This is a genomic window from Paenibacillus sp. FSL K6-1318, assembly GCF_037976905.1.
GTDB lineage: Bacteria > Bacillota > Bacilli > Paenibacillales > Paenibacillaceae > Paenibacillus > Paenibacillus amylolyticus_A.
In genome coordinates this window covers 6112870-6136631 of record NZ_CP150270.1, presented here as the reverse complement: position 1 = coordinate 6136631, position 23762 = coordinate 6112870, and the positions used below count along the sequence as shown (strand labels likewise).

The window sequence follows — 23762 nt, the reverse complement described above, 5'->3', positions numbered from 1 at the left end:
GGTTTCTTCTCCTCTCTGTTTCTCCTGTTTATGTGTGTGACGAGTCAGCTTGGATGAACCGGCTATACATGGCATCCAGAATATGCTGAAGCTCGGAGTGCAAAGGTTGAATGGCAGTTACGTTCTCCAGATTGTGCATCATGCCCAGAATAATGGCACGCCGCGGCGTGAATTCCATCATCTCCTGCCTGAGAATGGCAATAGTCTCAAGTGCATCATTCTTTGGTTGTCCAGCAGGCAATTCGGAGGCAGCGATATCCTGCATTTGCTTGATAATATGAATAGGATGCCGCATCACCGTGGAATCCGGATGGGGTTCGGTAATCCAGGCAGGCCAGTCCTCCAAAGGAATTAAAGGCAAAGGTCGCTGCTTAAGGAATCCGTGTGCTGCATAGTCCATCATTTGCAGTAAATTTGTTGCCATTTTGGTAACAGTAAGGGAAGGCATCTCCGTAAACCAGATCTTGACGTAGGAGAGGAACAGTCCCTGTGTCAGCAAAATAAGGTCAATCGTATAAGGTTCAATCTCCGCTCCGTACTGCTCCTCCAGCTTATCCTTAAACCAATGTAAGGTACGGACCTCCAGATCTCTTTGCAGCGGATGGCATTGTTCCTTGCGTTGCTGTTCATCATCCATCATCATGCTGCGCATCTGTACTCGCAAAAATTCCTTGAGCTCGGATACATGGATGAGCAGTGTCTCAATCTGCTTTTGCAGACGTTCTCGCGAGGTAAGACTGGTTTCATGCTCAATCTGTGTCATCTCGTCCATTAGCGTGTACATGCAATACTCCAGAGTACTGGCTTCTAATTCCTCTTTGGATTTGAACATGATGTAGAGGCTGCCTTTGGACATCCCGCATAATTCTGCAATCTCTTGCATGGATGTTGCAGCACTGCCTTTGGATGAGAATAGCTTGAGTGCTGTAGTAATGATGAGCTTTTTCTTCTCATTCATCTCATGTATAGGGTTCATTAACGATACATTCACCTCATCAGGGAACTTGTGAGTTCTTGAATTGACTTTAAGGTCAAACCAAGTATAAACGATCTGGTTGAAGGAATTCAAATGGGAGTAAATTGGAAAATGAGAGTATGTTAAGAAGGGATATCTGTATGGTGACATGAGGGTGAATCAAGGAAGTAGCATAGCAAGTAAGAAGTTGCAGTCTGTATGTACAATAGTGGTCACAAGAACGGATAAGTTAGTCTCCTCCAGTGAAGGCGTACAAGGCGAGTATAATGATGGCGACTAGAGCGATGAGATAGAAGATGGCCATGACGATCATAAGGGTATACCCTGTATAAGAACCTATGCGCGCCAATAACTTTCTCATGATTATGACATCCTTTCTTACGTAGCAAAGTATAAAGAGGTTCCCTATTTATATCATTCCCCAAAAAAGACGACTTCCTGATCGAAGTCGTCTAATTTATATTACAAGATTTAATAGATATCATAATGGAAGCTAAGAATTACACGATAACGGAGATTGCAGAACCGACTTGAAGAAACGAAGTGTTCGCCTTTATCCCCAGATTTATCCCTCTTTAAAGGGAATCAAAGAAATCTGGGGATAACAGCGATCGGAAAGTGGTACTGCAATCGGAGATATAAGCGTGTAATTCAGTTGTTCCGTTACGTGATGAGCTTCAGCCCAACGGCTGCAACCAAAATCATCGCGATAAACAGGATACGCTTCGCTTCTTTCCGTTCACCGAACAGGAACATGCCTGTTAACGTACTACCGACTGTCCCGATTCCTGTCCACACCGCATACGCTGTGCCCATCGGAATGGACGTCATGGCGTAGGACAACAGCGAGAAGCTGAACACAAACGACACTAGCATCAGTACAATATAAGGCCATCCTTTGCGAGTAGAAGCACCATTAATACCGATTACGCCGAAAATTTCACATATCCCTGCACCTACAATTGCCATCCAAGCCATTATACTGCACCTCCTTTGGCTTCTTGCTGATCCGTAACCAGCTTCAATCCGATTACGCCGCAGAGCAGCAGCCCGATGAGCAATACTTTGGCCAAGCGGAACGGCTCACCGAACAGTACCATTTCCGTAAGGACGGTACCCGCCGTACCAATTCCCGTAAAGACGGCATACACCGTACCCACAGGCAGTCTTTTGGAAGCGGCAATGATCAGTCCAAAGCTGATCACGATGGCAATCCCCGTCAAAGTCCACTCCCAGGCATTCGAGGCATGTTTCAGCCCGCTTACCCAGACAATCTCAATAATTCCACCGATAAATACATATAACCAGTTGCGGTTCATGTTGTTGAATCTCCTTCCGGCACAACGCTTTGTGCCTCTTCGTTCAAATGATGAATGCCATGCCAAAATACAGGCCAGGATGCTTCCAACCGTCTCTTGTACCGACGTGAACTTCCGTAGATAATCTCCACGGTAATACCGTCGAGAAACGTCATGAAGGCAATGGCAGCCTGTTCCGCGGGAATGGCCGGAATATCTCCATTACGCATTGCCCGTTGCAGCAGACGAGTTAGCGCGCGTTCCATTCCGTCGATAAACGGATATACCAGATCCATCACTTCGCTATACAGGGAAAGTGGTGGGTAGAAACAATTGCGTAGCATCAAGCGAGCAGAGGCGTGTGCATTGTACTCTTGTTCAAACCAGACCAGCAAACCCTTCAGCCTGTGCTCCAATGGCATGTCCGCATGATCACGGAAATACTCCAGTGTGTGCCGCTGCACTTCTTGAAATGCAAAGGCCAGTGTGTGTAAAAACAAGTCATCCTTGCAGCTAAAATGTGCATATATGGACGGTTTTTTAATCCCGACTTCATCAGCAATAGCTCTCAGAGAAGCCCCCTCATAGCCATCTCTCGCAAAATGGAACAGGGCTGCATCCCGAATGGATTGTGCAGTCATCAGATCACCTTCCTAACGGTCGTTAGGTAATTATATTTTCACACTTCACATCGCCTGTCAAGATGAAAATATCCGCCTGCACAGTAGAGTACAGGCGGATATAACAGGTATGAATGTGGTTTCTGATCAAAAGGTCGTAAGACCCAGAATCAGTTGCAGCTTATATAGGACACCTTTCAAAAACGTGGTCTTCTCCTGAAACTCATCCAGGTCTAACGTGAACTCGGCATCATTATTATTCCAAATCCGTTCAAAATAATTCGCGATATCAAGCGTGAACTTATTGTCTGGAGGGGCAGCAACCCATAGATCATTCTCCAGATTGTAGTCATTCATGTTTCGGGGTGTGAAGTTGGTTGAACCGCCAAGGACAATATGATCCCCGGTTGCTTTGGCAATATAAATCATCTTGGTATGATACTGTTCCTTGGTGGTGTTATACCAGCGGATCTGAATTTTACCGTCGGATTTATCATGCAATTCGGCGGCGACAGGACGGTTCGGAATGCCGATCTTTTCCTGACCAAAGGCATTTTCATTCGGATCAAGTACAAGTCGGATCTCGGTTCCTCGTTTTGAGGCTTCCAGCAGGGCTTCCAACACTTTCGGAGAGGCCACATAGAACATGCCCATCCATAAGGTGTCACCTTTGTCTGCTTGGTTGATCTCATGAAGTACGGCGTCATTCACTTTGCCTTCAGTTAAATACCGAATGCGTAAGTCTCCCGTGTTGGAATCCGTGGAAGGGGCAGTGTATGTCGGAACCTGGCCTCCGCCTGAGATATCAAGTACAGCTTGCTCTGACTGAAGGATATCCCCAATGATTGGACCTGTTACTTCAAAGGCAATGTTCGAGTGGTAGGTACTCGCATCATGGATATTGCCAGAAGAGACAATCGCCGTCTTCTCACTAACGACAACTTTGCGATGATTGGCCTTCACATTGAGCAGCTTCAGATAGGAACGCACAGTGACATCCGGACCATCCGTGGCCATCAGGTTTTTGATCCAGCCATCCCCGGATTGGCCAAACCATTGGAAGAAGGTCCGCCAGACCGCGGAGTATACTGGTGTTGAATCACGCAGAGGGTCCACATCGGTGATGACCACGTGAATGCCTGCTTGTGTCATTTGTTCCAGCAACGGATTGGGTGCTGAGTTATAGTTGGTATTTACTTCATCTGTAATGAACCAAATGTCCATGTCCGGGTGCTGATTTTTTTTGGCGACCAGCGCTTCGGTAAATTCGGAACTGACAGGTGGGAAGTTCTGTCCCTTATGTTGATAATTATTGAACAAGAACATATCCACCAGAACAAACTGCTCTGCTTCCTCGACAACCTGCATCATGCGCTGGAATATCTGTTGTTCGTGCTGCATCTGTCCGTCAGAGGAAGGATAAGTGAGATCATGCAGGAACTCGACTTGATCCACACGGTACTCTGGACTTTCATAGGAAATGCCTGCTGGTAATGGTTTGTAGGTCTGATAGAGCATGACGGCGATGAGCCATAGTGCCAATAGGACGAGACCTGTTCGTATGTATGGAAATTTGCCGCGTGAAGACTTGCGGTCTGATGTATGGCGGCGTAATGAGACCAACGGTGGACTCCCCCTTCTGTGCTTGCTGACTTCTATTACCACACGGATGTTAACGTTGACGCAGTATAGACCGGAAGGAGAGCAAATATATCCGTAAAATGCAGATCACAAAATTGGCAGGATGCAATCGACAGGTCTGTGACCGTTGTGTATAATGAGTGTATTATTTTTGTAGAATGTTGGGGTTTTCATATGCCTGACAAGGACGGGGAACCAATGATATAACCTGTGTATTATGGACACATATAGGAAAGAAAGTGGGTAATAAAGTGTATTCCATCAAACAAGTCGCTGCCATGCTCGGTATCCCGACGGTAACGCTACGGGCTTGGGAGAATCGGTATAGTGCGGTCACCCCTGAGCGGACGGAATCGGGTTATCGAATGTACACCGAAGAGAATGTTGCGGATCTGCGCTGGTTGAAAGAGCAGGTAGAGCTGCATCAGACCAATATCTCGGAAGCGGTACGGATGTTGAAAGTAAACAAATTAAATCCGCCCGAGGCTGTGCCCACGCCGATCATGGCTCCAGTGCCTACGATGGAAGAAGCCTATGCACGCATGGCAGATCAGATCTATGACTCGCTCTACAACTTTCAGGGTGAACGTGCCAATGGTCTGATCGATTTTGGTTTTACCATGTACGGGTACGACTCAATGTTCTATCATGTGCTGGTACCCATTCTGGTTCGTGTTGGAGATGCATGGGAGCAAGGCAGGGCTTCGGTGGCGCAGGAACACTTCATGACACAGCTGATATCACAGCGCTTTTATCAGTTTTTCCATCTGTTCCCGATCTATCCGCATCTGCCCAAAGTTCTGGCGTTGTGTCCGGAAGGGGAGCATCATCAGGTCGGGTTGCTGCTGTTCTCTCTCTTTATGCGCAAAAATGGAGCGGAAGTACTGTATCTCGGTGCCAACACGCCAGAAGAAGGCATTTTCCCGATTATCCGGGAGCAAAAGATCAAGTTGGTCTGCCTGTCGATTACAAGTCCAGGGCTTCTTGAAAAATGTGATCAGCTCGTGGAGCGTATTAAGAACGAGTTCCCGCATATTCGCTTTGTACTTGGAGGTAAAGGCTACGAGCGTGCAGAGCATGCGCGTTATCCGCAATGGATTATGCCGGAGAGTTCTGCCGACTGGCAGTCGTGGATGGAACGGGAATATCTTGCAGAGCGACCCCCTGGTGCACGGTTCGGACAGGCCAATAATTAAACATAATCTCAAATGATATGAATAGGTTAGTGTATAAAGGACATCCTTTGACGAAAGTGATCAAAGGGTGTTTTTTGTGTTTTTAATGGATTAGTAGAGTATTTTGACCGACGGGTCATTTTTTGGTTTACAAGCTCGTATAATATTTGTATTATATTTGTATAATGTTTTTGCTAGTTACCCGCTTAAAGTGTTCTTGGGCGGTTTAATAATAGGTTAGGGGCTAGAGAACTATAGGAATTCCCTACATAGAAAGGTGAGTGGCATGATACCGAATCAACAACGCAAACGTGCAGCTGTCATTGGCGCAGGTCCAGGTGGACTTGCAGCAGCGATGCTACTGTCCGGTCAGGGATACGAAGTAGATGTGTATGAGAAACAGCCAGTCATCGGGGGACGTTCTGCCAGACTGGAACTGGGCGAATATCGATTCGACCGGGGTGCAACGTTTTTGATGATGCCACAGCTGATCGAAGAGATGTTCGATGTGGTGGGACGGAAATTATCCGATTATGTGGATATGAAAGAGCTAACCCCGCTGTACGCACTGAACTTTGGTGACAAGGTGTTCAAGCCTTCTCGTAATCGGGAAGATACAGCTGCACAGATTAAGGAATTGTTTCCGGGCAATGAAGACAATTACCTTCGGTTCATGCAAGAAGAAGAAGTGAAATTTGGCAAAGTTATGCCTTTGCTCCGTCGTCCTTTTGGCAAGCTGACTGACTATTTACGCAAAGACGCGGTAACAGCTCTACCCAAGCTTGATGTCCACAATACGGTCTATGGGATCTTGTCCCGCTATTTTACAGACGAGCGTCTGCGCTGGGCCTTTACATTCCAATCCAAATATCTTGGCATGTCTGCCTGGGATTGTCCGGGCACATTTACCATACTATCGTTCATTGAACATCACTACGGCTTGTTCCACCCCATTGGCGGTGTGAATCGGATCTTCCAAGCCATGGCTGATGTCGTGGAAGAAAACGGAGGACGCATACATACTTCCACTCCGGTGAAACAGGTCATCGTTCGCAATGGTCGTGCAGAAGGCGTGCTGCTTGAGAACGGTGAACGCATCGATGCGGATCATGTGGTTGTGAACGCCGACTTCGCACATGCGGTGAACCATCTGTTCGAACCGGGTGTGCTTAAGAAATATACCCCGGAGAAAATGAAACGCAAAAAGTACTCCTGCTCGACAGCAATGCTATATCTGGGTGTGGATGGTGAAGTGGACCTGCCGCATCACTCGGTCTATTTTCCCGAGGACTACCGGTTGAACGTCGATGAGATTACGAAGCATAAAATGCTGTCTGCCGATCCATCTCTATATATTCATAACCCTTCCAGACTCGATTCGACGCTGGCACCGGAAGGAAAATCTGCTTTATATGTTCTTATGCCTACGCCTAACCTTACCGCAGACATCGATTGGGATGCGGAAAGGGAGAATGTGCAGGAGGCAATGATGAAACGTATGGAAGGCATTCCTGAGCTGGCCGACATTCGCAGCCGCATTGAAGAATGCATGTTGTTCACTCCACTCGATTGGGAAAATGAACTGGATGTGTACCGCGGAGCAACGTTCAATATGGCCCATAATCTGGGTCAGATGATGTATCTGCGTCCCCATAACCAGTTTGAAGAGTTGAAAAGTGTATGGCTGGTAGGCGGAGGGACACATCCGGGCAGCGGGTTGCCAACGATCTTCGAATCGGCACGGATCAGTGTCAGATTGATCCAGGAAGAGGACGCGCGCAGACGCTCTAAACCATCCTCTTATGTGAAGACGGCGGAAGCCGGAGGGCATTCATGAAGCGGGCCGCTATTGTAGGCGCAGGGATTGGGGGTCTCACTTCGGCACTGTTGTTGAACCGTCAAGGGTGGGATGTCACCGTGTATGAACGGGGTTCCCGCGTTGGCGGACGCATTGGATATGAGCAGGAAGGGGAGTACAGGATCGATCAGGGTCCGACCATTGTGCTTCTGCCTGAGATGTTACTTGGTATCTTGGAGGAGGCAGGCGTAGATCGTTCGAAGATTGAGCTGCTTCGCTGTGATCCGCTATATAGAGTGCATTACCATAGTGGTCGTGTCATGACCAAGATGACGTCACGTGAGGAGCAGACGGCGGAGATTGAACGTTTGTTCCCGGGAGAGAGCCGGGGATTCGCACGGTTCATGAAAGATATGGACACGTTGTTTCCGGCAGGAAGGGCCGCGTTTCTGGAAAGGGCTTTTCCACGCAAAAGGGATTTCTTCACACCTTCTCTCATGTCACTCATGGGCAGATTGCGTGCCCACAAAAGTGTTCGGAAAGCGGTAGGCGATTATTTTCAGCACGAGGAATTACTTGATGCGTACTCTCTGCAAAGTCTATACATCGGTGGATCACCGTTTGGGACGCCAGGCATCTATTCTCTTTTGCCTTACGCCGAGCATGAATATGGCATCTGGATGGTCAAAGGCGGATATGCAGCATTGCCGGCCATTCTGGAACAGGAACTGATATCGCGTGGTGGACGTGTCGTGCTAAATACGGAGGTGACCGGGCTCACCATTAAAAATGGTGTGTGTGAAGGTATAGAAACAGCAGCAGGCGCAGAAAATGTGGATGCAGTTATCTACAATGGCGATTTCCCCCATCTTTCGGGTTTGCTGGGTCAATCCCCAGAGGTGGTGCGAAAAAGAAAGCCGTATCGTCCCTCTTCCGGTTGTGTATTGCTCTATGTGGGCGTGGACAAAACCTGGGAAGATGCTACGACACACCAGTTCTTCCTGCCACCGAGTCTAGAAGGTAGTTTACAGGAAGTCTTCAATCAGCGACGCATTCCGGCAAAGTCCTCATTTTACGTATTTAATCCGGTCGCATTGGATGAAACTGCAGCGCCTCAAGGACAGAGTGTATTGTATTTCCTCATTCCCGTACCAGATGCCGAAGGTGTCGACTGGGATCAGGAGAGCGAAGAATTGGCAGAACGTGTACTGGAAGAAGCGGAGCAACGGGGATTCCCGGGACTTCGTGCAGCGATCAAGTGGAAAAAGGTGCGTACACCCGCTGACGCAGAGCGAGACGGGCTCTATGGGGGCGGAAGCTTCGGCATTGCGCCAGTATTGTTCCAGTCCGGTGTATACCGACCACAACCCAAACCATTCCCCAGTATACAGGGATTATATGCAGCAGGAGCATCTGTACATCCTGGAGGCGGAGTGCCGATTGTGATGCAAAGTGCACGTATGGCCGTCAATCAACTCATGAAGGAGATGGGAACATGAATGAAGCGATTTTGAGCAGGTGTGAAGAGTTGATGCAAAAGGGTTCTTCCTCTTTTTATCAGGCCTTTAGAGGGCTGCCTAGTCCACGTCGGGAAGCGGTATATGTCATTTATGCCTTCTGCCGCATGATTGATGACAGTGTAGACGAGCCGGAGCATTCGCCCTATACGATTCACGAAATCCATGATTTGTTTGATCAGTTGGATGACGCGGAAGGACACTTTATCTGGCCAGCACTGAGATGGTTGTTCAGCAGTTTCCCTCATCTGGATAAGGGTCCATTCTTCCGTCAGATGGAAGGGCAACTCACGGATCTTAAAGTAACGCATTATACAACGATGCAGGAACTGGAGCATTATTGTTATCTGGTAGCCGGAACCGTAGGCGAGATGTTGTTGCCTGTATTGCGGGATGATAACGGCGCGGAAGTAGCCATGAACGGGATTGCTTTGGGTAAAGGGATGCAGATCGTCAATATTATTCGGGATGTTGGTGAAGATCGGGCCAGAGTGCGCCGGTATGTTCCGCTGGAGATCATGGAGAAGCATGGTTACACCGAGCAGGACTTCGAAGACGGGATCGTGGACGAGCGCTTTATTGCCATTGTTCACGAATTAAAAGCGGCAGCATTGAACTGGTTCCGTATTGGTATGGATCGTCTGGATACGTACCCAACGGAAAGTGCGTTTTCCATTGAGCTGGCAGCAGCCTTTTACTCCACCATTCTACACGCGGTTGAACGCAACGACTATGACGTATATACCAAACGGGCATATGTGAGCGATGAATTGAAACTGGAGATGCTGGGTGCGATTGTGAAACGTTACCCGATGCTGGCCTATCAAGCTTCCCGAACGGCGGTATCCTGATGGTCCAGTGGCTTTACTGGGCGTGGTATGTCATTGGAGCCGTCTTGATGCTGACGATCGGCGTGCCTGACGTATTATCCTTTTCGAATGGTTTATTTCTAATCTTCTATGCGCTGTATGTGCTGGATCTGATCTACCAAGGGCGTAATCGGACAGGTCTGTCCGACCAGTCAGTCATCTGGCTGAAACCCGGACTCTGGATAGCCTCTGTGATCATCTGGCTAGGAGGTATGGGGGTGGAGTGGGTTGGGGTTCATACCCATTGGCCTTTTGGTGAGTATGCCTACTCTGACTTCTTCGGGATTCATCTGTTCAGTGTACCTGTTACGCTGGGTTTCGCCTGGATCGCAGTGGTGGGTAACTCCGCGCTGTTAAGTGGTGGCGGTTCAACCTGGACTGGCAAACTGCTTCGAGCTGTGAAGACCGGGTTCTGGGCGATTGTACTCGATCTGGTACTCGACCCTGTTGCACATGCGAGAGGATTCTGGGAGTGGCAAGCTCCAGGTGGATTCTACGGTGTTCCGTGGACCAATTACATAAGCTGGTTTATCATGGGCGCATTCTTATCCCTCTTCCTTCCGGCCATGCCTAATGACCGTAGCTCATTGCTGCGTGCGAAATGGTTGTATCAGCTGTTTATTCTTCTGTTCGGCCTACTTGCTCTAAAGGAAGGGATTACAGGCAGCTTTATCATCGCGATTGCTGGTGTGCTTCTTGCCGAAGGGAGCTGGCTCTATGATTCGCGCCGTAAAATCAAAACCGTTTAATCAGATTTTTTCCTTATACAATCACTATTATCTGCTGCGTCGGCGTTTCCGCTCCTTCACTCTCTCGGGGTCACTCGACCCGCAGGTGGATCTCAGGGACAACTCCCCGATCGATCCTAATCGCCCGGTGATCTACTTCATGAACCACAGCTCCTGGTGGGATGGTCTGCTGCTCTATCATGCGGCCAGGCAGACATCGCGAGGAGATCATTATGTGATGATGGAGGAGCAGCAGCTTCAGCAATATGCTTTTTTTCGGAAATTGGGTGCGTATTCGATCAATAAGGAGAGTGCGTCCGGTATTCGGACCTCTCTACAGTACACCAGTGAACTGCTGGATTCAGGCAAAAGGGTCTGGATTTTTCCGCAAGGAGAAATTCTGCATCAGGAGGCTAGACCGATTCAATTCCGTCCAGGCATCGGATTGTTGCTTCGTCGCTCTCCGAATGCCATCGCCGTACCGGTAACCTTGTGCCATGGGATGGTTCAGCATGATTTACCGGAAATATCGATGCAGGCGGGTTCTCCTGTGGTAGAAGACTGGAAGGCATGGAAGAGTGAAGAGATTGCCTCCAGACTCGGCAGTTTGTTGGAAAAGCAACTAGACGATCATAGATCAGCGCTTGTACGGATGGGGCAGGGAAGTTTGCCAGATGCGCTTCCGCTGATTCGTCATGTACGTTCGACAAGTGAAAAATACGATGCGGCACGAAAGCGGGTGAACCGTTAGCATGAATGCATCTGAAATCTTCTGGATTGTGCTTACTTGCATATTGGGCATACAGTTGCTGTTTGCTCTATGGAACGTCTCCTGTCTGCCCAAAGTACGTTCATTCCGAGCAGACCGAATACAAACGCCAGATCTGTTGGTCTCGGTGCTGATTCCAGCCAGAAATGAAAGACTACATATCGAAGGATGTCTGGAAAGTGTGCTCGCGAGCGATACGTCGGGATTCCGGATGGAAGTATTGGTGTTGGATGATCGCTCTGAAGATGAGACAGCGGCCATGGTACAAGCGATTGCGGATCGTGATACGCGTGTGCGTTTGCTGCATGGTGTCGATCTTCCCGAGGGCTGGATGGGGAAATCCCATGCGTGTCACAGGCTGGTTCAGGAGGCTAAGGGAGAATGGTTTATGTTTGTGGATGCGGATGTTCGTCTCGAGCCAAGTGCCATTCGGCAGACTCTGGCAGCAGGGTGTGAGCAGAGCGGGGGGCTGGTAACCGGTTTTCCTTATCAAGTAACGAAGACGTGGATGGAGAAGCTTGTCGTACCGATGATGGTCTTCACCATCATCAGTCATCTGCCTATTTTTATGATACGCAGATCTTCCAGTCCGATGTTTGTGGCCGCTACGGGGGCTTTTTTGCTGATTCATCGCTCCAGTTACGAAGCATCCGGCGGTCATGCTGCCATTCAGGCGCATCTGGTGGATGACATGAGTCTTGCCAAAGCGGTCAAGCGTGCAGGTCATCCGGTGATGCTGACCGACGTGCATGACGTAACGAATACCCGCATGTATCAGAACGGTGCTGAAGTATGGAATGGATACAAGAAAAACATGTACGAAGGTATGGGACGCAAAGACGTACTGCTGCTGGGCACGATGTTGATATATACACTGATGTATATTGTGCCTCCGCTGGGCTTGATTACTGGACTACTGCTGGGCAGTTCGATGTTCATTCTGTATGGATTGATAGGAACTTTATTAGGTATGGCTGTGAAAAGAGTAGCGGATCATGCTGGTGGACAACCGTGGTGGCTGGCCCTTCTGCAACCGGTCAGCATGGCCTGTGTCATTGCCATCGGACTCGCTTCCTGGCAGGCAGGTCGCTCCGGCAAGGGGTATGTATGGAAAGGTAGGCGGTACAGTTGAGAGGTAACGTCATTATTATCGGTACAGGATTCGGAGGTCTGTCATGTGCGATACGACTGGCTTCACAAGGTGTGCAGGTGACCATTCTGGAACGGCAACAACACGTAGGTGGCAAGCTGCAACAGATTGAGCGGGACGGGTATCATTTTGACCGGGGACCGAGCACGATCACGATGCCATCCACCTTTCGTTCAGTGTTTGATCACGCTGGTGTAGCGATGGAAGACTACGTACAGCTATATGAGTTAGAACCGCGCACGCGTAATATATTCGCAGATGGCACAGTGGTAGATTTGTCAGGCAACCGTGGTTGGATGAAGGAGCAGATCGCGGTGTACAGTCCGGAGGATGCGGCTCGTTATGATGCGTTTATGGATGAGTCTGCTGCACTGTATGCGGAAGCCAATCGTCATTTTCTGGGTAAGTTGTTACTGTCTCCTTCTGACAAATACAATCTTCAGATGCTGCGCAGCCTGCTCCGCGTGCGGCCAACGGTGAAGCTGGATAAGCTGCTGCGGTCGTATTTCCAGCATCCGCATACGCTGGCTATGTTCGGGCGGTACGCAACCTATGTGGGATCATCGCCGTATCAATCGCCTTCCATCTTTGCCATGATGGGTCATGTGGAAGCAGAAGTCGGCATCTATGGGGTCAAAGGCGGAACCTATCAACTGATCGAAGGACTGACTCGTCTGGCTCGGGAAAAAGGTGTACAGATCATTACCGGCACAGAGGTCCGGCAGATTGTTGTTCGGAATGGCAAAGTGGCTGGCGTGGATACGGATCAAGGCTTCCGGGAAGCCGATCAGGTGGTTGCCAATGGAGATGTGCTTAGCGTGAATCGACTGTTGCTTGCACCGGAACATCGGAAAGAGATGAGCGATGCCCGCATACGGAAGTATGAACCATCCATTTCGGGATTTGTGACGCTGGCAGGTGTGCGAAGACAATATGATGCACTGCTGCACCATACGGTCTTCTTCCCGGAACGGTATGAACCGGAGTTCGACCATATTTTCCGTGAACGTAAAATGCCCGCCGATCCGACGATCTACATCTGTTACTCTGGTTATTCCGAAGCAGGTATGGCCCCGGCGGGAGCAAGTAACCTGTTCATTCTGGTCAATGCTCCCTATTTGTCGGATTCATGGAATTGGGAGGAACAAATGGAACGTTACGGTGCGTTTGTGCTAGAACAATTGGCGGCGAGGGGAATTACCGGGTTGAACCAATCCGATGTGCTGATCCGGTACACGCCGCGAGATATCGAACGTGATACTTTGGCGCATCAAGGATCGATCTACGGCATCTCGTCCAACTCAGTGAAGCAGACCTTTATGCGACCAGGCAACCGAAGCAAAGATGTCCAAGGACTCTGGTACGTCGGGGGAACCACACATCCTGGCGGAGGAACCCCGATTGTGACGTTGTCCGGACAGCTTGTTGGTGAGCAGTTGGCATCGGAAATCTTGAGATAAGTTTGTTGTGCAGGATGATGGAGTGAAATGTGTTCTGTTGTTCCATGTGCGTGTCATGGTCCGTGCTAACCAGCTTTGAAGGTGCGACGGAAGATCCGAGTTTTTGAGTAGGCATGAAATAGCGGTGCCCTGAGGATCAAGTGAGACATTTGGTAGCAGGGCATCCTTTCAATAGGTGGATTGGAACGTTATACTGGATAGAGTTAATTTGTAATGCTCATAGGATTGATGTTTTTGTCTTTTGCAAAAAGACGTATATACATAGAAGCAAGGAACGGGCAGGTTATTCTGTCGATCCGCACGATTCTCACATAGGAGGTCTCATCATGAATGAACAAGAGCGAGCCGGCGAACGGCTGCTTCCCGAAGTGGCTACGGGAGAACGGAAGCTGGAACACGTGCGCCTCTGTCTTGAGGAGAATGTGGCAGGAGAAGGGGTAACCAGCGGCATGGAGCGGTATGCTTTTCGTCATCATCCACTGCCGGAGCTGGATTTTGAAGAGGTGCATCTGGAGACTTCGTTTATTGGCAAAAAAGTACGCACACCCTTGCTCATCAGTTCGATGACGGGTGGAAGCAAAACAACGGGCGCCATCAATGAGCGCCTCGCCCGAGTAGCAAACGCCAGAGGTTGGGCGCTCGGCGTAGGTTCGATCCGGGCTGCCGTGGAACAGCCGGAACTGGCGAGTACCTTCGATGTGCGGCGCTGGGCACCGGACATCCCGGTCATTGCCAACCTGGGTGCAGTGCAGCTGAACTATGGGTTCACCACAGCTGATTTCCAACGCGCGGTAGATATTGCGGGTGCGGATATGCTTGTGCTTCACCTTAACACCTTGCAGGAAGTCTTTCAGCCAGAAGGTAATACCAACTTCAGTGGATTATTTCAACGGATTGAAAACTTGTGTCGTGAGTTAGACGTGCCTGTTGGCGTAAAAGAAGTAGGGTTTGGCATCGATGGCGTGACGGCTCAACGCCTATATGAAGCGGGTGTGGCGTTTATCGATGTGGCTGGTGCAGGCGGTACAAGCTGGGTACAGGTGGAGAAGTACCGTAACAATAACCCGGTACGCCGGGCTGCTGCTGAAGCTTTTGCCGACTGGGGCATTCCCACAGCGGAGTGTATTCAGGAAGTGCGGGCGCTGAACCCAGTGGGTGCACTTATTGGTAGTGGTGGACTGTACACGGGCGTAGACGCGGCCAAAGCCCTCGCGCTCGGTGCGGATCTCGCTGGTTTTGGCCGATCTCTTCTTGAATCTGCAGTCGCTTCCGATGATGCGCTGAATGAGCGTTTGGAACAGGTCGAATTCGAGCTGCGTACCGTGATGTTTGGCATTGGCGCAGGGCGGATTGAGGATTTGAAACAGACGGAGCGGCTGGTGGAACGGCGTTAGGCTTGCATGCGATGAAGCTTCCTGTTAGACACTCTATTGATCTACAAACCTGCGATATAGAATACTACTAAAAAACCTTTCTCTTACTTGATTGATATCAAATAAAAGAAAGGTTTTTTAGTAGTAAACTGTAAGCAACTACATTAATATTCTTGTCAATTAGTCTAATGCACTACGGAGACAGTTAGATTAACTGCTTATACTGTAACAAACGATATAAAATATCAGCCAACATGGCTCTTGTCACTGGTTGGTGTACACCATTTTCGAAGTCCTCTGCCTTCAGAATCTCCAGTTCTGATAAAGTTTGAGTATAGATATAACTCCAATGTTGATTTTCTCCTGTAATTTTAGCTTGCTCTATATTAAACGCATGTACTAATATTTTGGCAAGCTCACCTAGTGTTAACTGTCCTGACGGATTAAATAAATGGTTATAACCATCTATAACTCCGCCTTGCTGTAGGTTTAATATTGCACTATAACTCGGATGATTAGTTGGCACATCTTCAAAGCTTACAACTTCCCTTACTGCATCAAATTCTACTAAGCGATTGATCAACAATGCAAGATGATGTCTTTGAATGAAGTCATTTGGACCGAATTGACCATTTTCATACCCCTTCAATATCCCTTTTTGTGCTAATTTATTAATACTATTTTCAGCCCAATGTCCATCTATATCAGTAAAATATTTTTCTACCGGTGCTTCAGGTTCTTGTTCTGATTCAATGTTTTCTGTATCTTCTATTTTTTGTTCAACAACTGCTGGAGTAACTGATGGCACAACTGGTGATGTAACTGGAACTGGTGACGTAACTGGTGGGCTATTAATAGCATTCCACTTTGCAAATAATGTTTTATTTTCTGTGACTTTGTCAGTATCGAAATTCCAAGTTGTTGTAAGAGCTTGATCTACATACCATCCTCCGAATACATAACCTGACCTTGTTGGAGCCACTGGTGCTGTAATCGTCGTATCATAGTTTATATCAGTTAAATCGGCCACCTGACTACCACCATTACTATTAAAGGATATCGTATATCTATGGGGAGTATATTGTGAATACAATGTTGTATTAGCATTTATTGAACGAGTAAAGTCCCAAGCTGCTTGCAATGTTTCGTCGCTATACCAATTTTCAAATGTATAACCTTGTTTTGTTTGCGAAGCAACAACCAACGCGTCCAATGACGGTAAGCTACCTTCAAACGTAATCGTATTAAGACTGTTAGAAGCAAAAGCGTACGGATCGATACTTGTGACACTAGCAGGAATCGTTACATGGGTTAGTTTATTGCGAGCAAACACACTGTGCTCTATCACAGTCAAGTGATTTGGAAGAGTAATACTCGTCAATTCATTATTACTAAAAACACTATTTTTAAGGGATGTTAAACTATTTGGAATAGTCACACCCACTAGTTTATTATTAGAAAAAGCATCTATTTCAATAGTCGTTACACTATCAGGCATGGTCACACTTATTAATTCATTACTATGAAAGGCACCATTACCAATACGCGTCACACCATCAGGAATGACTACAGTTGTTAATTTATTACTCATAAATATCGCAGGATTTAGACTCGTCAAACTACTAGGTAATATGATACTTGTCAAATTATTTTGGAAAAAAGCGCCAGTACCAATAACCGTAATGTTGTTTGAAAGTGTCACATTACTTAGATTATTAGAGGAGAATGCATAATCCCCTATACTTGTCACACCATCAGGGATAACAAGATCAACTATACGATTCGAAGCAAAAACACGATCCGAAATAGAAGTGACACTGTCCGGAATCGTTACACTTGTTAAAGAATTACTATGAAATGCGCTACTACCAATGGATAGTAGACCTTCGGGAATCGTTACACTTGTTAATCTTTTAGAACGAAACGCTTCATTTCCTATGGCAGTTACGGCATACCCATCTATTTCATCAGGGATAATAATATCGTTTGAACTACCCGTATATCCGGTTATTGTCGCTGTTGAATTAGACAATGTATATTCAAACTCACTAGGTACATCAGCATTTACCTTATTAAAACTGATTGGTAAAACTAACATTGCTACTGCTAACATTACTCCTACTATTTTTTTCATAATCCTTCTCCTTATTAAAATTCTAAATGATACAAAATGGCCGTATCTTGTTACAATCACTTGAACTATAGCATACTGTACATGCTCTGAGTTTAAAGAAATCTTTGTAATTAAATCTGAATATTCATTATCATTTATAGCGAAATGAGATATTTCACACGATGGGAAAACTGTCCCCTACTGAAGCTCCTAAACTTACTGTGTCATCACTTCCAATTGAGCTAGAATAGTATCATTCTTGTAACTCAAGGATCTGTTATAAAAGATATCCCGATCAGAAGTTTATGCCACCTTTTTACATACATTCCTCTTTCACAGTGACATTCTCATTGGTTACAGTAACGTACGAATTGCCGGACAAGTATTCCGTATAACCGCATACCACCTCGTTATATGTTTTTCCACGACTGTCGGTAAACGTAAGGTAAACAGACGATTCTCCTGAAACTTGCAGCTGTGGGAAGAATTTTAGATTCTCACCGCTGGGGATATTCTCCTCCAATAAATGTAGGGAGCCACTCTCATTGTTGTTAAACGAGTTGTCGCCTTTGGTCAGGCTTGTCTGAATATTGGTGAGGTCATAGTCAGACTGATTGTGGATCGTGATCCTTAAGTGGCAAAAGGGATCGACTGCATTCAGCAAGCTCATAAAGGCGATGATGCATATGACGAGTATGATAGCGGATAAGATAATCATTTTCTTTTTAGAGAATTGGCGACGTGTGTTCAATGTGATCCACTCCTTTCCTTCATGAGGTATAAACGGTTCAAACAGATCAATAGTTATAAACAAGATGGAAAATATGAAACTCAAATTTAAATCGTCAGAATAACTTCATGCGCTAAGCGAGAGAACAGGATACAATAAGATACTAGTAGTGCAAAAAGGACTGCACAGAGTTCATACATAATTAAGACCACTCAACATAAGGAGGGGAATAAGTTGAAACTTTCTCCAATGAATCAGGAAGATTATGCGAGTTTCCGCATTCGATCGATTAAGGATTTTGCACAGGAAAAAGTAGAAGCGGGCACCTGGGCTGAGGAAGAGGCACAGCAACTGGCGGAGGAATCTTATGAACGTTATCTGCCAGAAGGCTTGAACACAGCGGGAGCGTATCTCTACAATCTGATGCATCCTGTGGATGGAAATGTGGGGTATATCTGGTTTAACATCACGGATAATCGCCGTGGGAAGGATGCTTTTTTGCTGGATATTGTGGTTGAAGAAGCACACCGTGGTAAGGGATATGGAACAGAGACAATGCAGGCGCTTGAACAGACAGCCTTGAGTCTTGGCGTGGATCGCATTGGTTTGCATGTCTTTGGACATAATGTGCGGGCGAGCAGCCTGTATCGCAAGATGGGATATGAGGTAACGGATCTAACCATGTACAAAGAAATCAAAGGGTAAACCTAATAGCGGATAATCTTAGCCAGAGTTATCATCTACACAAAACGAATCATCCGCAGTAACCGGGGATTTCGGGAAGCGGATGGGACTCTGGTCGAATTGGCGAAGTTCCTTGATGCCTTGAGGTTTGTCATATATAATGTATAGGATTATCCATACCGAACAAGTAATCAATGAGGAGTTGTCATATACATGGCTTTGAAAGCAGGAATTGTAGGGCTTCCGAACGTCGGAAAATCTACGTTGTTTAACGCAATTACACAAGCAGGTGCCGAATCGGCAAACTATCCGTTCTGTACGATTGACCCTAACGTGGGGATCGTTGAAGTACCCGATGAGCGTTTGGACAAACTGACAGAACTCGTTGTACCTAAGAAAACAGTACCAACGGCGTTTGAGTTTGTAGATATCGCTGGTCTTGTTCGCGGTGCGAGCAAAGGTGAAGGTCTGGGTAACAAGTTCCTTGCCCACATTCGTGAAGTGGATGCAATTGTACACGTGGTACGTTGCTTTGTAGATGAGAACATCACACACGTCGATGGTAAAATTGACCCGGTGAGCGACATCCAGACGATCAATCTGGAGCTGATCCTGGCCGATATCGAGAGTGTTGAGAAGAAAATCGATCGCTCCAAGAAAAACATGAAGGGCGGCAACAAGACTGCCTCTCAAGAAGTAGAAGTGTTGGAGAAAGTGAAGGCTGTGCTGTACGATGACAAGCCGGCACGCAGCATGGAACTTACGGATGATGAGCTTCTGATCATACGTGATCTGCACTTGCTTACCCTGAAGCCTGTTCTGTACGCAGCCAATGTAGCTGAGGACGAAATCGGCGACGTGGCGAACAATGCTTACGTGCAAAAAGTAAGAGAATTCGCAGCTGCTGAGAACGCAGAAGTGGTGCCAATTAGTGCAAAGGTTGAAGAAGAAATTTCTGAGCTGGAAGGCGAAGATAAACAAATGTTCCTGGAAGAACTCGGTATCGAGGATTCCGGTCTGAACCTGTTGATCAAAGCGGCTTACAAATTGCTCGGTCTGTACACATACTTCACAGCAGGCGTACAGGAAGTTCGTGCATGGACAATCCGTAAAGGAACGAAAGCACCAGGCGCAGCGGGTGTCATTCACACCGACTTCGAACGCGGATTCATCCGTGCAGAAGTTGTTTCCTACGACGATCTGGTTGCAGCGGGTTCCATGAACGGTGCCAAAGAGCGCGGACAACTTCGTCTTGAAGGTAAAGAGTACGTTGTAAATGACGGCGACGTTATGCACTTCCGTTTCAACGTATAAGTTGTTACACCTTTATATGTAGATTCAATAACCAAAACCCTACGATCTTCTCGTGAAGATTGTAGGGTTTTTAGTATCGATGTATTGGGCCACTTCAATCGTAATGTACATATGTATACTTCAATTCATACGACGATTGCTTAGTTACCAACAATAGTCTTGAAAGAATAGTGTTCTTTATTTATATCAAACGAATCTGCAAGCATTCTTTCGCCATTCCTAGCTTGATTAAGAAGATCGGGGTCTAATTCAGCTAACAGCAATTCAACGTTGTCTTGCGAGGCATCAATTAGATTATCACCTAGAGGGTTCCATACACCACTATGTCCACACGTATCCCAGACTCCGGTTGTTCCAACGTGATTACACATCGCTGTAAATATCGTATTATCCAGAGCGCGGGCAGGAAACCATACTCGTGACTCTTTATACCCCATTCCTTTACTAAAGAGAGAGCTACCCATATATAAATGACAGCCATTCTGTGCTAAAAGACGAGAATGTTCAGGGAAACCTGCGTCATAACAGATGGCCATCCCAATGTTCCAGCCCTTTAATTTGATGATGACCTGCTCATTATTGGTTGAAAATATTTCCTTCTCCGTTTGAAACAAATGAGACTTGTCATAAAAGCCTACTTCATTTCCATGGGGATCTATTATAATTGAAGAGATGAACACATCCTCGCCTCTTCTTACAGGGGTTCCGATGATTGACCAAATGCCGTACTTTTGACATGCTTGACGCAATTTTTCAATCCTCGCATCATTAATGGAGAGCGTATATTCAGTTAAATTGGATTCTACGATTTCTGGCACATACCCTGTAAGATATTTTTCTGGAAACATAATAATATCGGCATGCTCTTTTCCAGCTTCTTCAATCATCTCATAAGCCCTGTTAACGTTCTCTTCAATATTTCCGTCGATCGAAGAACACTGTGCCAAAGCAATCTTTAATTTTTCTGTTGGAAAAACAGCTGGTGTTAAGTTCATATCATCCATTCCCTCCTAAAATATCAGAACCATGAATTATAGAGTCCATTGTATATATTTTACAACATCAGAAAGAAACTTGAATGATCTATTTGTTACATTCATTTCCGGTAGGCTAATTCATGAGCAGGATGGTCACGAGTGAAGGGTGAGAAAGTTGCATTATAAAAATTAGTTCATCCGCCTGCGGAACAGTTACTATTCAGAACCATAAGAATATGCTATAATTAAGAGTCGTATACCACGTTGAATTTCGCGCTCGAACGGATGAGCTGAAGCGGGCTTCACACAGGGTACACGATTTCTTGATATCACTTTAAAAGTAAAGGATTTGATGACGTTGTAGCGATGTTATACGTCGATCATACATGAATGTGAATACATGCTGCGGTCAGGGGATTCGGTGAGAATCCTGTGCGTTGTGGAATATAGATTATAGATGTTATGAATAATGAAACCGAAATAATTATTGTAAACGATATTTGCATGGACAAAATAATGCGTGAGGTGACTATACATGTTGGATAAATTACAGGCGTTAGCCGACCGTTATGACAAGTTGAGTGAGTTGCTGTGTGACCCGGATGTAGCAAGCGACAACAAAAAGTTGCGGGAATATTCCAAAGAACAATCCGATCTGCAACCGACTTATGAAGCGTACAATGAGTACAAACAGGTAAGTGAGGATCTTGAAGCAGCCAAGGAAATGCAGGGCGAAAAACTGGATGATGAGATGCGCGAAATGGTCAAAATGGAAATTGACGAACTGAGCACTCGCCAGAAAGAACTGGACGAATTGATTCGTGTACTCATGTTGCCAAAAGATCCGAATGACGACAAGAACGTTATTGTGGAGATTCGCGGAGCAGCTGGTGGAGATGAAGCAGCGTTGTTTGCAGCAGATCTTTACCGTATGTACACACGTTATGCAGATGCACAAGGCTGGCGTGTAGAGCTGATGGACGTGAACACGAATGATCTCGGTGGATTCAAAGAGGTTGTTTTCCTGATCAACGGACGCGGCGCATACAGCAAAATGAAATACGAAAGCGGCGCACACCGTGTACAACGTATTCCAACAACCGAGTCTGGCGGACGTATTCATACGTCAACTTCAACGGTTGCAGTTATGCCTGAAGCTGAAGATTTTGATATCGAAATTCATGATAAAGACATCCGTGTTGATACCTTCTGTTCCAGTGGTGCCGGTGGACAATCGGTTAATACCACGAAATCCGCAGTACGGGTAACGCACGTTCCAACGGGAATCGTTGCGACATGTCAGGATGGAAAATCACAGAACTCCAACAAAGAAAAAGCGTTGCAGGTTCTGCGTACACGTATCTTCGATATGAAACGTATGGAAGAGGAAGCAAAGATATCCGTTGAGCGGAAAAGTAAAGTGGGAACGGGCGACCGCAGTGAGCGGATTCGTACGTACAACTTCCCGCAAAGCCGTGTGACGGATCACCGTATCGGTCTGACGATGCACAAGCTGGATCAGATCATGAACGGGGAGATTGAAGATATCTTGTCTGCACTGACGATTGCTCAGCAGACCGAGTTGATGGATAGAGGAGAATAATCTGTGACCCGCGCGCAGTTTGTCATGACGCCGGAACAGAGCTGTCGGGAAGCCTTCGTGGAGGCTTCCTCTTTTTTGGAGAAGTGCGGCGTGTACGAGCCGCAAAACAATGCTCGGCTGCTGCTGGAACATGTACTCGGCGTTTATGGCGCCGCGTATTACATGATGCAGCCGGAGCCTTTTCCCAGCGAGCATCGCAGCCGCTGGGAGGACGCGGTCACGCGCAAGGCTGCGGGTGAGCCGGCGCAATACATTATCGGCAGCCAGGAATTCTATGGGCTGCCCTTCGAGGTCACGCCGGCCGTGCTGATTCCGCGGCCGGAGACCGAGCTGTTGGTCGAGGCTGTGCTGCGCGAAGCCGACCGCGTGTTTCCTGACGGCGCTCCGCTCGCCGTCGATATCGGCACGGGCAGTGGTGCCATCGCGGTGACGATGGCTTCACTGCGCCCGCGCTGGCAGGTCGGCGCCGGGGATCTCTCGGCGGCTGCCCTGCAAGTGGCCGCGCGGAACGCGGCCGCGAACGGCGTACAGATCGACTTCCGTGAAGGCGATCTGCTGGCCCCGTTCGCCGGGGCTCGGGTGGACATCCTGGTGTCCAACCCGCCATACATCCCGGCGGCGGATATCGCCGGGTTACAGCAAGAGGTGCGCGATCATGAGCCGCGCATGGCACTGGATGGCGGCCCGGACGGGCTTGCACCGTACCGTATCATGCTGGAGCAACTGGCGCTGCTGCCTGCGCCGCCGCAGATCATTGGTTTTGAGCTGGGTCAGGGGCAGGCTCGCGACATCGCAGATTTGCTTGAATCGGCGGGACATTGGCCGGAAATTATCATTGTACCGGACCTTGCCGGAATCGAGCGGCATGTCCTGGGTGTTCGTACTTCGGAACAGGTGACGAAAATGTAAGGTTCTGCGGGTTTTCTTTTTGCCGTGAAATCCTCTACAATGAGATATACCGAAGATT

General features: G+C 47.4%; 22 protein-coding genes. 13 read left to right on the top strand and 9 right to left on the bottom strand.

The genetic code is table 11. The annotated features are described in order from the left end of the window. Positions 1–28: 28 nt before the first annotated feature. The 6 genes from NYE45_RS27590 to NYE45_RS27565 all read right to left on the bottom strand — a co-directional run bounded on the left by NYE45_RS27590 (position 29) and on the right by NYE45_RS27565 (position 4412). Complete coding sequence (locus tag NYE45_RS27590) at positions 29–976, bottom strand: TetR/AcrR family transcriptional regulator (protein ID WP_340014727.1); 948 nt, start codon at positions 974–976, stop codon at positions 29–31. Positions 977–1205: 229 nt separating this feature from the next. Next, a complete protein-coding gene (locus tag NYE45_RS27585) occupies positions 1206–1337 on the bottom strand; it encodes a hypothetical protein (protein WP_340014726.1) in 132 nt (43 codons plus the stop codon). A 302-nt stretch (positions 1338–1639) separates the two neighbouring features. Beyond that, positions 1640–1954 (bottom strand): multidrug efflux SMR transporter, encoded by a 315-nt coding sequence (locus NYE45_RS27580; protein ID WP_062836933.1) that lies wholly within the window; start codon positions 1952–1954, stop codon positions 1640–1642. Further along, complete coding sequence (locus tag NYE45_RS27575; RefSeq protein ID WP_017691902.1) at positions 1954–2295, bottom strand: multidrug efflux SMR transporter; 342 nt, start codon at positions 2293–2295, stop codon at positions 1954–1956. The genes NYE45_RS27580 and NYE45_RS27575 overlap by 1 nt, the downstream gene beginning before the upstream one ends. Then, positions 2292–2915, bottom strand: coding sequence for a TetR/AcrR family transcriptional regulator (locus NYE45_RS27570; RefSeq protein WP_340014725.1), 624 nt, complete (start codon positions 2913–2915; stop codon positions 2292–2294). Before NYE45_RS27570 ends, NYE45_RS27575 begins: the two co-directional genes overlap by 4 nt. Before the next feature lie 126 nt (positions 2916–3041). Further along, positions 3042–4412 carry a phospholipase D family protein gene (locus NYE45_RS27565; protein WP_340017446.1) on the bottom strand — a complete coding sequence of 457 codons (1371 nt, stop codon included), beginning with the start codon at positions 4410–4412 and terminating at the stop codon, positions 3042–3044. A 374-nt stretch (positions 4413–4786) separates the two neighbouring features. Here NYE45_RS27565 and NYE45_RS27560 point away from each other — a divergent pair, with 374 nt between their 5' ends. The 9 genes from NYE45_RS27560 to fni all read left to right on the top strand — a co-directional run bounded on the left by NYE45_RS27560 (position 4787) and on the right by fni (position 15395). Continuing rightward, positions 4787–5731: a MerR family transcriptional regulator gene (locus NYE45_RS27560; protein ID WP_340014724.1), complete on the top strand. Its 945-nt coding sequence runs from the start codon at positions 4787–4789 to the stop codon at positions 5729–5731. A 265-nt stretch (positions 5732–5996) separates the two neighbouring features. After that, entirely contained in the window at positions 5997–7547 is a 1551-nt protein-coding gene (gene crtI / locus NYE45_RS27555; protein WP_340014723.1) for a phytoene desaturase family protein, read from the top strand. Further along, a complete protein-coding gene (crtI, locus tag NYE45_RS27550) occupies positions 7544–9007 on the top strand; it encodes a phytoene desaturase family protein (RefSeq protein WP_340014722.1) in 1464 nt (487 codons plus the stop codon). Before crtI (NYE45_RS27555) ends, crtI (NYE45_RS27550) begins: the two co-directional genes overlap by 4 nt. After that, positions 9004–9876, top strand: a complete 873-nt coding sequence (locus NYE45_RS27545; RefSeq protein ID WP_340014721.1) for a phytoene/squalene synthase family protein — start codon at positions 9004–9006, stop codon at positions 9874–9876. The genes crtI (NYE45_RS27550) and NYE45_RS27545 overlap by 4 nt, the downstream gene beginning before the upstream one ends. Continuing rightward, entirely contained in the window at positions 9876–10643 is a 768-nt protein-coding gene (locus NYE45_RS27540; RefSeq protein ID WP_076332536.1) for a carotenoid biosynthesis protein, read from the top strand. Before NYE45_RS27545 ends, NYE45_RS27540 begins: the two co-directional genes overlap by 1 nt. Further along, positions 10612–11373 (top strand): lysophospholipid acyltransferase family protein, encoded by a 762-nt coding sequence (locus tag NYE45_RS27535; protein ID WP_340014720.1) that lies wholly within the window; start codon positions 10612–10614, stop codon positions 11371–11373. The genes NYE45_RS27540 and NYE45_RS27535 overlap by 32 nt, the downstream gene beginning before the upstream one ends. Position 11374: 1 nt before the next feature. Then, entirely contained in the window at positions 11375–12523 is a 1149-nt protein-coding gene (locus NYE45_RS27530; RefSeq protein ID WP_340014719.1) for a glycosyltransferase family 2 protein, read from the top strand. After that, complete coding sequence (crtI, locus tag NYE45_RS27525; RefSeq protein WP_340014718.1) at positions 12520–14001, top strand: phytoene desaturase family protein; 1482 nt, start codon at positions 12520–12522, stop codon at positions 13999–14001. Before NYE45_RS27530 ends, crtI (NYE45_RS27525) begins: the two co-directional genes overlap by 4 nt. Positions 14002–14327: 326 nt before the next feature. Further along, on the top strand, positions 14328–15395 hold the full coding sequence (gene fni, locus NYE45_RS27520; RefSeq protein ID WP_340014717.1) for a type 2 isopentenyl-diphosphate Delta-isomerase: 1068 nt from the start codon (positions 14328–14330) through the stop codon (positions 15393–15395). Between the two features lie 184 nt (positions 15396–15579). Here fni and NYE45_RS27515 read toward each other — a convergent pair whose 3' ends face one another. After that, positions 15580–17508: a leucine-rich repeat protein gene (locus NYE45_RS27515; RefSeq protein ID WP_340014716.1), complete on the bottom strand. Its 1929-nt coding sequence runs from the start codon at positions 17506–17508 to the stop codon at positions 15580–15582. A 295-nt stretch (positions 17509–17803) separates the two neighbouring features. Beyond that, positions 17804–18238, bottom strand: coding sequence for a hypothetical protein (locus NYE45_RS27510; protein WP_340014715.1), 435 nt, complete (start codon positions 18236–18238; stop codon positions 17804–17806). Between the two features lie 213 nt (positions 18239–18451). Between NYE45_RS27510 and NYE45_RS27505 the strand changes: the two genes are divergently transcribed. Further along, positions 18452–18922 carry a GNAT family N-acetyltransferase gene (locus tag NYE45_RS27505; RefSeq protein WP_340014714.1) on the top strand — a complete coding sequence of 157 codons (471 nt, stop codon included), beginning with the start codon at positions 18452–18454 and terminating at the stop codon, positions 18920–18922. Positions 18923–19114: 192 nt separating this feature from the next. Beyond that, positions 19115–20215: a redox-regulated ATPase YchF gene (ychF, locus tag NYE45_RS27500; protein ID WP_340014713.1), complete on the top strand. Its 1101-nt coding sequence runs from the start codon at positions 19115–19117 to the stop codon at positions 20213–20215. 140 nt (positions 20216–20355) lie between these two features. On the opposite strand, the gene NYE45_RS27495 is transcribed toward ychF, so the two are convergent. Then, positions 20356–21210 (bottom strand): carbon-nitrogen hydrolase family protein, encoded by an 855-nt coding sequence (locus NYE45_RS27495; protein WP_340014712.1) that lies wholly within the window; start codon positions 21208–21210, stop codon positions 20356–20358. A 517-nt stretch (positions 21211–21727) separates the two neighbouring features. Between NYE45_RS27495 and prfA the strand changes: the two genes are divergently transcribed. Together prfA and prmC are read left to right on the top strand one after the other, a co-directional pair. Next, positions 21728–22795, top strand: a complete 1068-nt coding sequence (gene prfA, locus NYE45_RS27490) for a peptide chain release factor 1 (protein WP_062836950.1) — start codon at positions 21728–21730, stop codon at positions 22793–22795. 24 nt (positions 22796–22819) lie between these two features. Continuing rightward, a complete protein-coding gene (gene prmC / locus NYE45_RS27485; protein ID WP_340017445.1) occupies positions 22820–23704 on the top strand; it encodes a peptide chain release factor N(5)-glutamine methyltransferase in 885 nt (294 codons plus the stop codon). Positions 23705–23762 lie beyond the last annotated feature (58 nt).